General features: G+C 72.7%; 11 protein-coding genes. All 11 read left to right on the forward strand.

The genetic code is table 11. From position 1 onward, the window contains the following. The first annotated feature begins 1,239 nt into the window (after window positions 1-1,239). Genes ACFQS2_RS11130 through ACFQS2_RS11180 form a run of 11 tightly spaced genes read left to right on the forward strand, consistent with a single transcriptional unit; the run spans window position 1,240 to window position 14,713 of the window. Window positions 1,240-2,211 carry a hypothetical protein gene (locus ACFQS2_RS11130; RefSeq protein ID WP_377020125.1) on the forward strand — a complete coding sequence of 324 codons (972 nt, stop codon included), beginning with the start codon at window positions 1,240-1,242 and terminating at the stop codon, window positions 2,209-2,211. Between the two features lie 5 nt (window positions 2,212-2,216). Beyond that, window positions 2,217-3,227 carry an HAD-IIA family hydrolase gene (locus tag ACFQS2_RS11135; protein ID WP_377794171.1) on the forward strand — a complete coding sequence of 337 codons (1,011 nt, stop codon included), beginning with the start codon at window positions 2,217-2,219 and terminating at the stop codon, window positions 3,225-3,227. Next, window positions 3,224-4,069: a TlyA family RNA methyltransferase gene (locus tag ACFQS2_RS11140; RefSeq protein ID WP_377020124.1), complete on the forward strand. Its 846-nt coding sequence runs from the start codon at window positions 3,224-3,226 to the stop codon at window positions 4,067-4,069. Before ACFQS2_RS11135 ends, ACFQS2_RS11140 begins: the two co-directional genes overlap by 4 nt. A gap of 6 nt (window positions 4,070-4,075) precedes the next feature. Continuing rightward, on the forward strand, window positions 4,076-5,020 hold the full coding sequence (locus ACFQS2_RS11145; protein WP_377020123.1) for an NAD kinase: 945 nt from the start codon (window positions 4,076-4,078) through the stop codon (window positions 5,018-5,020). Window positions 5,021-5,037: 17 nt separating this feature from the next. After that, window positions 5,038-6,783 carry a DNA repair protein RecN gene (gene recN, locus ACFQS2_RS11150; RefSeq protein ID WP_377793818.1) on the forward strand — a complete coding sequence of 582 codons (1,746 nt, stop codon included), beginning with the start codon at window positions 5,038-5,040 and terminating at the stop codon, window positions 6,781-6,783. Further along, complete coding sequence (gene steA / locus ACFQS2_RS11155) at window positions 6,780-7,952, forward strand: putative cytokinetic ring protein SteA (RefSeq protein ID WP_377020121.1); 1,173 nt, start codon at window positions 6,780-6,782, stop codon at window positions 7,950-7,952. Before recN ends, steA begins: the two co-directional genes overlap by 4 nt. 15 nt (window positions 7,953-7,967) lie before the next feature. Beyond that, window positions 7,968-9,005: a copper transporter gene (locus ACFQS2_RS11160; protein ID WP_377793819.1), complete on the forward strand. Its 1,038-nt coding sequence runs from the start codon at window positions 7,968-7,970 to the stop codon at window positions 9,003-9,005. Between the two features lie 47 nt (window positions 9,006-9,052). Continuing rightward, window positions 9,053-9,889 (forward strand): hypothetical protein, encoded by an 837-nt coding sequence (locus ACFQS2_RS11165; RefSeq protein WP_377793820.1) that lies wholly within the window; start codon window positions 9,053-9,055, stop codon window positions 9,887-9,889. Next, entirely contained in the window at window positions 9,886-11,760 is a 1,875-nt protein-coding gene (murJ, locus tag ACFQS2_RS11170) for a murein biosynthesis integral membrane protein MurJ (RefSeq protein WP_377793821.1), read from the forward strand. Before ACFQS2_RS11165 ends, murJ begins: the two co-directional genes overlap by 4 nt. Then, window positions 11,757-12,893: a glycosyltransferase gene (locus ACFQS2_RS11175; protein ID WP_377793822.1), complete on the forward strand. Its 1,137-nt coding sequence runs from the start codon at window positions 11,757-11,759 to the stop codon at window positions 12,891-12,893. Before murJ ends, ACFQS2_RS11175 begins: the two co-directional genes overlap by 4 nt. Continuing rightward, complete coding sequence (locus ACFQS2_RS11180) at window positions 12,887-14,713, forward strand: CTP synthase (protein WP_377020116.1); 1,827 nt, start codon at window positions 12,887-12,889, stop codon at window positions 14,711-14,713. Before ACFQS2_RS11175 ends, ACFQS2_RS11180 begins: the two co-directional genes overlap by 7 nt. Window positions 14,714-14,716 lie beyond the last annotated feature (3 nt).

The raw sequence follows: 14,716 nt of genomic DNA on the forward strand, positions 1-14,716 counted from the left end.
GACCCGGTCCTCACCTTCCGCACGAACGCCACCCCGTTAGTATCCCGAATCACCCACCTCGACCCACAAACCTCCAGGTCAACGGGTTGATAGCTCGCCAGCGACATCACCGTGCATCAAGTCAGGCGCCCCCGCAGCGGTTCCGGGCGGCGACGGCATCGGCCGATCCTCATCGCGCCGGCACGCGTCCGTCCGTCTGACGCCGCCGCCGACTGCACGGCGGGCGACCCCGACCCGGGCAGCGTTCCCACGTTCTGCAGTCGCTGTGGCGGCCCCATGTCCCTGACGTCGTGCCCGTTCCGGGAGCCGTCCGCTCGCGTGCGGCGCTGCACGAAACCGCCCTTGTGACCGTCTGCATCTCGAGGAACTGCGTACGATCAAAGGGCCGGTGGAGCTCGTGAGAGCAGTCACGGATGGTGGGCTTACTGCCCGGTCTCCTGGACGGGGTCGCATACGCTGGGTGTTCGATAAGGGCATAGGGCGAGCTAGAAGAGACGGACGATCTACGTGGCTGAGGACAGCAAGAGCGAGGACGACCGCGGGTACGGCAGCAGCCGGGACAGCCAGCGGCGCAGCGACCGCTCGCCCGGCGCCCGGAAACGTCCGCAGGGCGGCTCCGGGGACTGGAACTCGCGCTCTCAGGGGGCGAGCCGGGGAGGCACCTCTCGCAGCTCCCAGAGCGACGGCGCACGGTCCACCGCCCCGAAGCGTGAGGGCCGGCCCCGTGGCGCGGACGAACCGGGCCGCAGGGGCCCCGCCGGCGACCGCAGTCGGGATCGCCGAGACCCGGCACGCCGGGACCAGAACCGCAGCTCCGACGCTCGCCGTGGCTCCGATCGTCGTGATGGCGGTCGCGGCTCCGACCAGCGTCGTGGAAGCGATCGCGGCTCCGGGGGCGTCCGCCCCTACGGTGCGCAGCGCCGCGATGGCCGTGATGGTCCTGGCCGTCCGGCCGGCTCGCGGTACAGCCCCGGATCCGCCGACCAGCGGGACGGTCGCAGCTCATCCGCAGGGAACCGGCACCCGCGCTCCGGCGAGGGCGATCGTCGCCCGTCGTCACGGCAGGGCGACCGCCCGCGGGATGACCGCCGCACTTCGCGGCCAGGGCAGGAAGCACGCGCGGATCGCCCGTTCGAACCTCGGATCCCCCCGGGCATCACCGGCCGGGAGCTGGACAAGGAGATCCGCGACGAGCTCCGGGGGCTCAGCCGCGAGACCGCCGAGCGCGTCTCCCAGCACATGGTCGCCGCCTACCTGCTCGAGGACAGCGATCCGGAGGCCTCCCAGGCCCACGCCCGCTTCGCAGCCCGCATCGGAGGCCGCATCGGCGGGGTCCGCGAGATGTACGGCATCCTCGCCTACCGCTACGGCGACTACCGTACGGCCGTGCGTGAACTGCGCACATCGCTGCGGATCACCGGCCGCACCGACATCCTTCCGATGATCGCCGACGCCGAGCGTGGGATGGGCCGGCCCGAGCGTGCCTTCGATATCGCGGCGTCGGACGATGCCTCCGAACTCGGAGTTCACGCAGCCATCGAGCTGATGATCGTCGTGGCCGGCGCGTACTCGGACATCGGGGACACCGAGACCGCGCTGCGCACGCTCGAGATCCCCGCGCTGCGCCACAAGGTCGACGGCCGCTGGCAGGTGCGCCTCTGGGTCGCCTACGCCGATCTGCTCGACCGTGCGAACCGTCACGAGGAGGCGAAGCGCTGGCTGACGTTGGCAGCAGACGCCGACACCGAGCACCTCACCGACGCCGCCGAGCGTCTGGGCCGTGCGGTACCCACCCCGGACGCCGATCCCCTGTGGGAGGACGACGAGGAGGTGGCGGTTCTCGACGCCTATGATCCCGACGCCGACGACGGCTCTGATGCCGGCGACGACCGCGCAGAAGCCTCTGACGCCGACGAGAGCGGCATCGACGACTCCGGCGCAGGCGGGAGCGGCACCGACGACTTCGATGCGGATCAGAGCGTCACCGACGACTCCGACGCGGACGCGGACGGGGCACAGGCTGGACCCGTCGAGGCCGTCGAGGCCGTCGAGGCCGACGAGGCCGACGAGCTCGACGGCGACCGCGCGGAGACCGACGGGCTCGACGGCGAGAGAGCGGAGCCCGATGAGCTCGACCGCCCGGAGTCCGACAGTGGCTCGGGCCGCGTGCTGAGTGCGACTCCGAACAGCGGCCCGGAGGCGCGCGCGTGACCCGCATGCCGGACCCGTCGCTGCTGGACCTCTACGACGTGCTGATGTTCGACCTCGATGGCACGTTGATGCACGGCGCGAAACAGATTCCGCACGCCGCCGCAGCTGTGGAACGGGCACGGGAGGGCGGACGCACGCTCGTCTTCGCCACCAACAATGCCTCACGGACGCCGCAGCAGGCCGCCGAGCACCTGGCCGAGGTCGGGATCCCGGCGCGGCCGGAGGAGTTCGTGACCTCCCCGCAGGTGGCATCCCGCCTGCTCGCGGACCGTCTCGACCCCGGCGCGAAGGTCCTCGTCGTCGGGGGAGCCAGCCTCGCCGAGCAGATCCGCGAGGTCGGCCTGGACCCGGTCGAGAAGGACACGGACGATGTCGCCGCAGTGGTGCAGGGGTGGTCACCGGACCTGAGCTGGCCGCTGCTGGCCGAGGGCGCCTACGCGATTCGCCGCGGCGCCTCCTGGATGGCGACCAACGTCGACGCGACCCTGCCCACCGAACGCGGTCTGGCACCCGGTAACGGTGCCATGGTCGCGGCCCTGCGCCATGCCACCGGCGCCGACCCTGATGTGGCGGGCAAGCCCGAACCGGGCATGTTCACCGTCGCCGCCCAGGACCACGAGGCACGTCGGCCGCTGATCGTGGGGGACCGCCTGGACACCGACATCGAGGGCGCCGTGCGCGCCGGCATGGATTCGCTGCTGGTGCTGACGGGCGTCGACGGCATCGAATCGGCTCTGCGGGCCGACCCCGTACGGCGACCCACCTTCATCCTCCCCGACCTCTCCGAGCTCCACGCCCCCTTCCCCCTGCCCGTCGTGGATGGTGATCGGGCCCGCTGCGGCGCCGTCAGCGCGGCCTGGGGCGAGGACGGGGACATCATCCTGCGCGGCGACTCCGAGGACCCGCGAGTGCTGCGGGCCGTCCTGGCCCTGCTCGGCGCGCATCGTGCGGACGCGGCCTGGACCGGGCGCCTCCTGGACCGGCACGGCATCGAGCAGCGCCCCGGCGACCGGTGAGCGGGCAGCGGCTCGACGTCGCCCTCCTCGCAGCCGGTCTCGCCCGGTCCCGCAGCCACGCCCGCCGCATCATCGAGGAGGGCCGTGCCCGCGTCGACGGCCGGGCGGCCACCAAGGCATCCGCCGCCGTCGCCACCGGCGCGGCGCTGGAGGTCGTCGATGTGCCCGACGGCACGGAGTACGCCTCCCGAGCCGCCCATAAGCTGGCCGGCGCGCTGGACGGTCTGGGCCTCGATCCCACGGGTGCGCGCTGCCTCGACGCCGGCGCGTCCACGGGAGGCTTCACCGACGTCCTCCTGCGCCGTGGTGCCGCCGAGGTGATCGCGGTCGACATCGGCCACGATCAGCTCGCGGACCACGTGCGCGAGGACCCGCGGGTCATCGTGCGCGATCGCACCAGCGTGCGGGAGCTCACCCCGGCGCTGATCGGGACCGCCGTCGACCTGCTGGTCGCCGATCTCTCCTTCATCTCCCTGCGCACCGTGATCAGCCCGCTGGGCGGGGTCGTCCGCCGCGGCGGAGATCTGCTGGTCATGGTCAAGCCCCAGTTCGAGGTGGGCCGAGAGGCTCTTCCCCGCACCGGCGTGGTCAGCGACCCGGCCGCCCGGGCCGGTGCCGTCCGCGGCGTCGCGGAGGCGGCCGCGGCGGCCGGTCTGGCGCTGCTGGCCGTCGGCCCCAGCGGCCTGCCCGGGCAGGACGGCAACCGCGAGTACTTCCTGCATCTGCAGCCGAGCGGCGTGACCTGCGCCCTCGACGCGGATGCCTATGACATGATCGAGACCGCCGTGCGCGGGAATCAGCCGCGCCATCGCGGCACCCAGCACCCCACCCAGGAGGATTGACCCAGGATGCGACGGTTCCTCCTCTACGTCCACACCGGTCGCCGCGCCGCTCTCGGCGCCATGCTCACCGTGCTCCAGGAGCTCACAGCCCGCGGCGTGCGCGGCATCGTGATCGACGACCAGGTCGAGGAGATCAAGGCGCTGCCGGCCGACGTCGCCCCGGAGGGACTGCTGGACGTCCTCACCGGAGGCGAGGTCGACGTGCTCGATGCCCTCTCGGCCGCCGACCTCGTCGAGCTCGGGATCGTCCTCGGCGGGGACGGGACCATCTTGCGGGCGCTCGAAGTGGTCCGCGACGCCGATGTCCCCGTCCACGGGGTCAACCTCGGCCACGTCGGGTTCCTCGCCGAGAGCGAGGCGGAGGCCCTCGCGACCACCGTCTCCCGCCTCCTGGACGGCGACTACGAGATCGAGAAGCGCTCCACGCTGGATATCACCGTGCTGGACGCCGAGGACCACCCCCTGGCCCAGCACTGGGCCCTGAACGAGGCCTCGCTGGAGAAGGCCGACCGCCAGAAGATGATCTCGGTGGCGGTCGAGATCGACGGCCGCCCCGTGTCCTCCTTCGGCTGCGACGGCGTGCTGCTGTCGACCTCGACCGGTTCGACCGCGTACGCCTTCAGCGCCGGCGGACCGGTGATCTGGCCCGAGGTCGACGCGATGCTGCTGATCCCGCTGGCCGCGCATGCGCTGTTCTCCCGGCCCCTGGTGCTGGGCCGTTCCTCCGAAGCGGCGATCGAGATGACGCTGGACAACCGCGAGGATGCGGTGCTGACCCTGGATGGCCGTCGCACCGTGGACGTCACCGTCGGCGCCCGCGTCGAAGCGCGGCTGTCGGCCCAGTGGGTGCGCCTGGTGCGTCTGAGCGCCACCCCGTTCGCCGACCGGCTCGTCGAGAAGTTCCAGCTGCCGGTGGTCGGCTGGCGCGGGCGCGGCCCTCGCACGCGCTGAGGGGGCTGAGGCCGACCATGCTCTCCACCCTGCGGATCCGCCACATCGGCGTGATCGACGACGCCACCCTCGAATTCGGGCCCGGCTTCACCGCGCTCACGGGCGAGACGGGTGCGGGCAAGACCATGATCGTGACGGGGCTGACGATGCTCCTGGGCGGACGACTGGAACGCGGCCGCCTGCGCGAAGCCAGCACGGTCGACGGGACGCTGGCCCTGGCCGGGCACGACGAGCTGGAGGCCGCTCTGGACGACCTCGGGGCCGAGGAGGAGGACGGCGAGGTGCTGGTGGTGCGCCGCGTCACCCGCGACGGCCGCTCCCGCGCCCAGATCGGCGGGGCCCCGGTCCCCATCGGAACCCTCGCCCGGCTCGTCGGCACCGCCGTCACCGTCCATGGCCAGTCCGACCAGCAGCGCCTCCGTGACCCCGACGCCCAGCGCGAGGCGCTGGACCGCTTCGCGCGGGAGGAGATCGAGCCGCTGCTCGAGCGCCACCGCGAGCTCTGGCGGGAGCGTTCGGCACTGACAGAGCGGCTCGCCGAGCTCGACGACCTGCTCAGCGAGCGCGATCGACGGGCCACGGTGCTGCGCGAGACCCTGGAGCGCCTTGAACAGGCCGATCCGCAGCCCGGCGAGGATGCCGCCCTGCGCTCCGAGCTCGAGCGTCTCGGCAACGCCGGCGAACTGCGTGCCGCCGCGAACCAGGCCGCGCTCGCCCTGGTCGCCGACGACGACGCACCCGCCGCCGGGCCGCTGCTCGACGTCGCCGCCGAGGCACTGGGACGGGCCTCCCGCACCGACGACTCGCTCGCGCCCCTGGTCGAGCGGCTCGAGGCCTCCCGCATCGAGCTGTCCGACATCGCCGCCGAGCTCACTCGCTACGCCGAGGACATCGACGCCTCCCCGGGGCGGCTCGAGGAGGCGAACGAGCGGCTGCACGAACTGACCGTCCTGATCCGCGACCTCGCGCCGGTGCTCTCGGACCCCGACGTTCCGGTCGAGGATGTGACCGCACTGCTGGAGGCCTCCCGCGGCGCGGCGGTCGATCTGGACCGCTACGACGGCGCGGATCAGGAGCGGGCCGCGGCCGCGGAGCAGCTGGAGAGCACCCAGGCGGAGCTCGACGAGGCGGCCGCCGCCCTCACCGCAGCCCGCGTCGCGGCGGCCCGCGAGCTGTCCGACGCGGTCCAGGAGGAGCTGCGCCACCTCGAGATGCCCGATGCGGCCATCCGCGTCGATGTCGGCGAGCAGTCGCACCGGATCCACGGCCGCGACGCCGTGGCGATCCTGCTGGCGCCCCACCCGGGGGCCGACCATCTTCCCGTCGCCAGGGCAGCCTCCGGCGGCGAGCTCTCCCGCGTGATGCTCGCCCTCGAGGTGGCGCTGTCCGCCTCCCGCAGCGATCGCACCGCCGCCCCGGTCTTCGTCTTCGACGAGATCGATGCCGGCATCGGCGGCCGCGCGGCCCTGGCCGTCGGTCAGCGTCTGGCTCGCCTGGCCCAGCACGCCCAGGTCATCGTCGTCACCCACCTGCCGCAGGTCGCCGCGCACGCCGGCACCCACCTGCAGATCGTGAAATCCTCCGTCGACGGCTCCACCAGCTCCACCGTCGAGACCCTGGACCGCGCCGGCCGGATCGGCGAGCTGGCCCGGATGCTCGCCGGCGACACCTCGGATCTCGCCCTCGCCCACGCCGAGGAACTGCTGGAGGAGGCGGGCACCGTCGCCTCCGGCGCACAGGCCTCCGCCGGGACCCGCCGATGAACGCCGCCGAGGTGACCGGCACCGCCCGGCTCGGAAAACGGACCAAGGACCTCACCAAGCGGCTCCAGGCCGGTGACATCGCGGTCATCGACCACGAGGACATCGACCGCGTCGCCGCCGAGGCACTCCTGGAACGCCACCCCGCAGCCGTCCTCAACGCCGCCGCGTCCACGTCGGGCCGTTACCCCAACGCCGGGCCGCGCATCCTCGTCGAGGCCGGCATCGTGCTGGTCGACAACCTCGGCCCCGCCGTGTTCGAAGACCTCCGCGAGGGGCGGACGATCACCGTCAGCGGGGGAGCGGTGCTGCTGGGGGAGACCGTGATCGCACGCGGCACCGCGCAGGACGAGCAGACGGTCGCCGCCTCCCTCGAGGTCGCACGCGACGGGCTGTCCGAACAGCTCGAACTGTTCGCCGAGAACACCATGGAGTACATGCTGCGCGAGCGCGATCTGCTGCTGGATGGGATCGGCGCCCCGGAGGTGCGCACCGAGCTGGCGGGACGACCCGTGCTGATCGTGGTGCGCGGCTACCACTACAAGGAGGACCTGGCGACCCTGCGGCCCTTCCTGCGCGAGAATCGGCCGATCATCATCGGCGTCGACGGCGGCGCCGACGCGGTGCTCGAGGCCGGCTTCCGTCCCGACATGATCATCGGCGACATGGACTCCGTCTCCGACCGGGCTCTGCGCAGCGGAGCCGAACTCGTCGTCCACGCCTACCGCGACGGCCGTGCGCCCGGCTTCGACCGGCTGGAGGAGCTCGGTCTCGGACCCAGAGCGGTCCTCTTCCCCGCGTCCGGCACCAGCGAGGACATCGCGATGCTCCTGGCCGACGAGAAGGGCGCCTCCGTCATCGTCGCCGTCGGCACCCACGGCACCCTGGAGGAGTTCCTCGACAAGGGCCGTGCCGGCATGAGCTCGACCTTCCTGACCCGCCTGCGGATCGGCTCGAAGCTGGTCGACGCCAAGGGCGTCTCGCGGCTGTACCGTCAGAGGATCTCGACGTTCCAGCTGGTGCTGCTGGCGCTGGCCGGGCTCGCCGCCCTCGCGGTCGCGCTCTGGGCCACTCCCGGCGGGCAGGCGCTGGTCCAGATCCTCGGCGCCCGGCTCGATGCCATGCTGTCCTGGTTCACCATGCTGTTCTCACCCCGGGCCACCGGGTCGTAGGAGGGTCCCGACCCCGTGATCGATTTTCGCTATCACCTCGTCTCGCTGATCTCCGTGTTCCTGGCGCTCGCCGTCGGGATCGTGCTCGGCGCCGGCCCCCTGCGCGAGAACCTCGGCAATCAGCTGGCCGAGCAGGTCGAGCAGCTGCGCACGGAACAGGACGACCTGCGCACGCAGGCCGACGAGCTCGAGACCGAGAAGGACCAGCTGGCCTCCTTCATCACCGAGCTCGGTCCCGACCTGGTCGACGACACCCTCACGGGGACCCGGGTGGCCGTGCTCACCGACGACGCCTCCACCCGCGCCGGCATCGACCGCATCACGGCGCTGCTCGAGGATGCCGGTGCCGCCTCCACGGTGCAGATCGATCTTCAGCCCGCACTGTGGGAACCCGATCAGGAGCAGCAGCGCAGTGAGGCCATCGAGGAGATCCGCGACATCGCTCCCAGCGTTCTCGGTGACGGGTCGACCTCCTCCGAGCAGCTCTCGGCGGTGGTCGTGGCCCTGTTGAGCCCACCGGCGACCGGAGAGCTCACTCCCGAGCTGCGCGATCAGCTCTGGCAGGTCCTCACGGATCATCAGCTGGTCGCGGTCGACGGCGAGGCGCCGGCCGAGGTGGATGCGGCCCTGTACGCCAGTGCCGCGCCCGAGGAGCTGACCGGCGGGACCGAGGACGACGCGGTCGCCACCGAGCGTGCTCAGAGTCTGCTCTCCTCGCAGACCGCGCTGCTGGGAGCGCTCGCCGGGACGGGCATGCCCGCGGTGGTCTCCGCCGCGACCCCCGGCAACGATGCCACCACCGGCATCCTGCGCACCGTCCGCGGCGACGACGTATACGACAGTATCTCGACCACCGACCGGCTCCAGGAGGCCGACGGGCCGGTGCTGTCGGTCCTCGCCCTGATCGAGCAGGTCCGCGGCGGGGCGGGTGCCTACGGGACGACCGCGGACGCCGAGGATCGGCTCCCTGCCCTGCCCGAGACGCAGGGCGTCGGGGAGGACTCCGGCGGCGGCGAGGGCCCGACACCCTCGGACGGCGGGGGAGCGGAGTGAGCGCGGGCAATCCTGCGGCGCCCCCGGGCCCGCGGCGGCTGCGCAGCGTGCAGACAGCGCTCCGCGAGGAGCTGCGCCGTACCAACTTCGCCGGTCGCGCCGTGAGCCTGGCCGAAGGAGTGCTCGTGATCGCCGGGACCAGCGCGCTGGCACTGCGGAGCCGGCGCCGATCCGATGCCGCCGTGCTCGCCGGCATCGGCGCCCTGGGGCTTGCCGACGACCTGCTCGAGCCGCGCCTGCGCCGTGCCGGCCGCACCGTCTCCAAGGGGCTTCGCGGGCACCTCGGCGCATTGCGGGAGGGGCAGCTGACCACCGGAGCCGCCAAGGCGCTCGGCATCCCCGTGCTCGCCATGGCGGGTGCCGCCGCAGCTCCGCGACCACGGTCAGCGGTGATGATCGCGATCGACGGAGCCCTGGTCGCCGGCTGCGCGAACCTCGCCAACCTGCTGGACCTGCGACCTGGCCGCGCCCTGAAGGCCGTGCTGCCCGCGGCCGCGCTGCTGGCGGCCCGTCCCGCACGGGCCGGCACGGAGGGGGAAGCCGGGCGCGCCCTGGCCCTCGCCGCTCTCGTCCCCGGCCTGCTGGTGCTCCCGGCGGACGTCCGCGAGCACGGCATGCTCGGCGACGCCGGGGCGAACGTGCTGGGAGCCGCCGTCGGCACCGCTGCGACGCGGATCCTCCCGGAGCCGGCCAGGGCCGTCCTGCTCGTCGCCGTCGTCGCCCTCACGCTGACCAGCGAGAAGGTCAGCTTCAGCGCCGTCATCGAATCCACCCCGGCTCTGCGTGCCGTGGACAGGCTGGGGCGCCGCAGCGCCATGCCGTCCGCGCCCGCTGCGCCCCGCGGAGCGGACGACGAGCCCGACGCCGAGGAGAAGGCACGATGAGCACGTCGCATCCTGGGCACACGGGCCATCCCGACTCGACTGCCGCGGCGCCCGCTGGCATCGCCGGAGCCGTGCTGCGCGGCGCCGGACTGATCCTGGTGATCACGGTGCTCGCCAGGATCGCCGGGTTCGTGCGCTACCTCGTATTCGGTGCCAGCGTGGGCGCCGGTGACGTCGGCACCGCGTACGCCACCGCCAACATGCTGCCCAACGTGCTGTTCGAGATCATCGCCGGCGGAGCGCTCGCCGCCGTGGTGGTCCCGCTGATCGCCGGCCTCGTCCCCGAGCGGGACTCCGACGATCGTGCTGCCAGCGGCGCCGCCTCCGGGCACAGCATCGACGGGACCGACGCGGTCGACGACGCCCCCGGTGACGGCCCCGCTGACAGGAGCCCGAACGAGGGCCCCGGCAGAGCCGGGATGCCCGTGCCGGTGCCCACCCGCGCCGACGACGACCTCCCGCCCCGGCGGGACCGCCGTGACGGAGCCGCCCGCGCCGACCGGATCGTCTCGGTGCTGCTGACGTGGACGCTGCTGGGAACCGTCGTGCTCGCAGCGATCGTCATCGGATTCGCCGAGCCCCTGGCCCAGCTGCTGCTGGTCAGCGAGGACACCGGCTCCGGAGGCGTCCACCTCGGAGCGACCCTGCTGCGCATCTTCGCGGTCCAGCTCCCGCTGTACGGGATCTCGGTGGTGCTCGGCGCGTACCTCCAGGCCCGCAAGCGATTCCTGTGGCCCGCGATGATGCCGCTGATCTCCTCGCTCGTGGTGATGGGCTCCTACCGCGTCTATGCATGGCTGGTGCCGCCGGTCGCCACCACCACCACGATCGGCGACGGCGCGATCGCGTGGCTGGGATGGGGGACCACGGCCGGGGTCGCCGCGATGGCTGTCCCGGTCGCGATCGCGGCGCTGCGTGCCGGGCTGCGCGTGCGCCCGGCACTGACGATGCCGCCGCGCTACGGGCGCCGTGCCCTCGCACTCGGCGGTGCCGGTCTCGGTGCCGTCGGTGCTCAGCAGGCCGTGCTCGCCATCGTCCTGCTGCTGGCGATGCGCGCCGGCGGCACCGGGACCCTGCCGGTCTTCCAGTACGCTCAGGCGCTGTACCTGCTGCCGTACGCGATCCTCGTGGTGCCGCTGGTCACTGCTGTCTTCCCCCATCTCTCCGAGATGCGGCTGGTCGGCGACACCACCGGGTTCGCCCGGGTCGCCTCCGCCTCGGTGCGCACCGTCATGATCGTCTCCGTGGTCGGTGCTGCGGTCCTGTTCGCCGGGGCCCCTGCGCTCGAGCAGTTCTTCCGCCTGGTGGATCGCTCCGGCGCGGCCGGCGTCGGGTCCACCGCCGCCGCCTTCGCACTGGGGCTGGCCGGCTTCGCCGTCGCGACCCAGTGCACCCGGATCCTGGCGGCCGCGCTGCGCGCCCGTGACGCCCTGCTGGTCGGGTCGGTGGGCTGGGGCATCGCTGCCGTGATGATCCTGATCCTGATCATCCCCAGTCCCACCCGCTCGGCCGCCGAGGCCGCCACCGCCTTCGGCATCACGATCGCCGTGGGCATGGCGCTGTCGGCGCTCGTGGGACTGGGCCGCATCGCCGACGTGATCGAGCCGGGCGGCGACCTTCCCCGAGTGCGCCGCATGGCGGTCCTGGCGCCGGTGGCACTTCTGGCCGGCGGCATCCCCGGGATGCTGATCGCCAAGTGGTTGGTGACCACCGAGACCGGCGAGGTCGGCGCCGTGCTGTCCGGGCTCGCCGCGGGGGTCGTGGCCGCGCTGCTCGCCGGCGCCGTGATGGCCGCTGCTGACCCGCCGCTGGTGCGGGACGTGATCTCCCGCATGCGGCGCGGAACCGGAGCCGGGAAGATGACGCCGTGACCGCGACCGTGGTCCTGGTCAGGCCTCGGGCCAGCGGAGGTCTTGCAGCACATGTCGACCAGGAGCTCCAGGAGCTGACCCGGGCGGGCCACGATGTCCGCGAGGCCCGGGCGCGGATCGGAGAACGGCCCCGGCCGCTGGCGGACCTCCGCGCGGTGCGCGCACTGCACCGTTCGTTCAGCACCGCCCCGGTGCCGTCGGCGGTCCACGCCCACGGGCTGCGAGCCGGAGCGCTGAGCGCTCTGGCCATGCCCCGGGGACGCGAGCAGCGCCTGGTGGTCACTCTGCACAACCGCACCGTCGGCTCGCTCCTGGCTCGGGGTGTCGGTGCCGCGCTGCTGCGGGTCCTCGCCCGCCGCGCCGACACGGTTCTGGCTGTGTCCCCCGACCTCGCCGAGGACGCCCGGCGCGCCGGGGCCCGGGACGTCCGCCACGCCGTCATCCCCGCCCCGACGCGAGTCCCCACTGGCGGCACCGCTCCTGGCGGCGCTCGTCCCGGCGACGCCCCTCCTGGTGACTCCCCTCCTGTCGACGCCCCTCCTGGCGGCGCTCCTCCGCTCGACGAGACTGCTGGGTCCGGCGGCGAGCAGGATCCGGCGGCTGCAGAGCCCCTCGACGTGCTGGTGATCGCGCGCCTGGCGGAGCAGAAGGGCCTGCACGACCTGCTCAGCGCTGCCGCCCTGCTCCGCGAGGGATCCCCGGTGCGGATCCGTGTGGCCGGCGACGGACCGCTGGAGAGCGAACTCCGCGACCGGATCCGCGCCGAGCGCCTGCCGGTTCAGCTGCTGGGCAGGCGCGATGACATCCCTGGTCTGCTGGCCGCGACGGACCTCGTCGTCTCCGCCGCCCGGTGGGAGGGCCAGCCGGTCGCTCTGCAGGAAGCGCTGCGGGCCGGCCGCGCGATCGTCGCGACCGACGCCGGCGGCACCCGCTGGGTGACCGGGTCCGCTGCTCGGCTGGTCCCCGTCGGGGACGCGCCCGCCCTGGCGTCCGCGATCGCCGAGCACCGCGACGTGCAGCTGCGAGAACGGGCTGAGCAGGCCTCACGCCGTCGTGCCCGGGAGCTGCCCACCGCAGGTGACATGATCGACCAGCTGGGCGATGTCCTGGCCCTGAACCAGGGCCGATGGTAGGTTGGGGGTCCGTGGCAGAGAGCAACGTGAGCACCCCCCATTCCGGTACCGGCCCGATTCCACGGATCGGCCAGGCCGCCTCGGCCAAGCCGTTCCGGAACCCCGGCACCACCAAACACATCTTCGTGACCGGGGGAGTGGTCTCCAGCCTCGGCAAGGGATTGACCGCCTCCTCCTTGGGGATGCTGCTGCGAAGCCGCGGCCTGCGGGTCACGATGCAGAAGCTGGACCCGTACCTGAACGTGGACCCCGGCACGATGAACCCGTTCCAGCACGGAGAGGTCTTCGTGACCGAGGACGGCGCCGAGACCGATCTGGACATCGGCCACTACGAGCGCTTCCTGGACGAGAACCTCACCGCCGACGCGAACGTCACCACCGGCCAGGTCTACTCCGGCGTCATCGCCAAGGAGCGCCGGGGCGAGTACCTCGGTGACACCGTGCAGGTCATCCCGCACATCACCAACGCCATCAAGGAGTCGATGCGCTCCCAGGCCGGCGATGACGTCGACGTGATCATCACCGAGGTGGGCGGGACCGTCGGCGATATCGAGTCCCAGCCGTTCCTGGAGGCCGCCCGCCAGGTCCGCCAGGACATCGGCCGCGACAGCGTCTTCTTCGTGCATGTCTCGCTGGTGCCCTTCATCGGCCCCTCCCAGGAGCTGAAGACCAAGCCGACCCAGCACTCCGTGGCCGCCCTGCGCTCGATCGGCATCCAGCCCGACGCGATCGTGCTGCGCGCGGACCGTGAGCTGCCGACCTCGGTCAAGGCCAAGATCTCCTCCATGTGCGACGTCGACATCGACGCCGTCGTCACCTGCGCGGACGCGCCGTCGATCTACGAGATCCCGCTGGTGATCCACGGGGAGGGACTGGACGCCTACGCGATCCGCCGCCTCGACCTGCTCAGCCACGACGTGGACTGGACCCAGTGGGAGTCCCTCCTGCAGCGCGTCCAGCACCCGGTCTACGAGGTGACCGTGGCCCTGGTCGGCAAGTACATCGACCTGCCCGACGCGTACCTCTCGGTCACCGAGGCATTGCGCGCCGGCGGCTTCCATCACTCGGCGAAGGTGTCCATCCGCTGGGTCGAGGCCGATCTGTGCGAGACCGAGGACGGCGCCCACCAGCAGCTGCGCGATGTCGACGCGATCGTGGTCCCCGGCGGCTTCGGGATCCGCGGGGTCGACGGCAAGGTCGGTGCGCTGCATTACGCCCGCACCCACTCGATTCCGACCCTGGGCCTCTGCCTGGGCCTGCAGTCGATGGTCATCGAATACGCCCGGCACGAGCTGGGCCTGGCCGGCGCGCACTCCACGGAGTTCGAGCCGGCCTGCGAGCACCCGGTGATCGCGACCATGGCCGAACAGGCCGACATCGTCTCCGGCGCAGGCAACCTCGGCGGCACCATGCGCCTGGGCTCCTACGACCACACGCTGGTCGAGGGGTCCCTCGCCGCCCGCACCTACGGCAGCACGCGGGCGGCCGAGCGCCACCGCCACCGCTACGAGGTCAACAACGCCTACCGTGAACAGCTCGAGGAGGCCGGCCTGGTCGTCTCCGGCGTCTCGGCGGACCGTTCTCTGGTGGAGTACGTGGAGCTGCCCACGGATGTGCATCCGTACTACATCGGCACTCAGGCACATCCCGAGCTGAAGTCCCGGCCCACCCGCGCCCACCCGCTGTTCGCGGGGCTCATCGGCGCGGCGCTCGACCTGCAGAAGGCCACCCGTCTGCTCGAGGTCGAGCCGGAGCCGGTCACGGACGAATCGAGCGAGGCGGCCGACGAGCCCGCGCCCGCCGCGGGCGACCGGGACTGACCC

The sequence above is a fragment of the Brachybacterium sp. GCM10030267 genome, assembly GCF_042666875.1.
GTDB lineage: Bacteria > Actinomycetota > Actinomycetes > Actinomycetales > Dermabacteraceae > Brachybacterium.

Excerpts from the sequence above, each read along its gene's own strand:
- ACFQS2_RS11130 (WP_377020125.1), top strand. The coding sequence starts at position 1,240 with ATGGTCGCCGCCTACCTGCTCGAGGACAGCGATCCGGAGGCCTCCCAG.
- ACFQS2_RS11135 (WP_377794171.1), top strand. The coding sequence starts at position 2,217 with ATGCCGGACCCGTCGCTGCTGGACCTCTACGACGTGCTGATGTTCGAC.
- ACFQS2_RS11145 (WP_377020123.1), top strand. The coding sequence starts at position 4,076 with ATGCGACGGTTCCTCCTCTACGTCCACACCGGTCGCCGCGCCGCTCTC.
- recN (WP_377793818.1), top strand. The coding sequence starts at position 5,038 with ATGCTCTCCACCCTGCGGATCCGCCACATCGGCGTGATCGACGACGCC.
- steA (WP_377020121.1), top strand. The coding sequence starts at position 6,780 with ATGAACGCCGCCGAGGTGACCGGCACCGCCCGGCTCGGAAAACGGACC.
- murJ (WP_377793821.1), top strand. The coding sequence starts at position 9,886 with ATGAGCACGTCGCATCCTGGGCACACGGGCCATCCCGACTCGACTGCC.
- ACFQS2_RS11180 (WP_377020116.1), top strand. The coding sequence starts at position 12,887 with ATGGTAGGTTGGGGGTCCGTGGCAGAGAGCAACGTGAGCACCCCCCAT.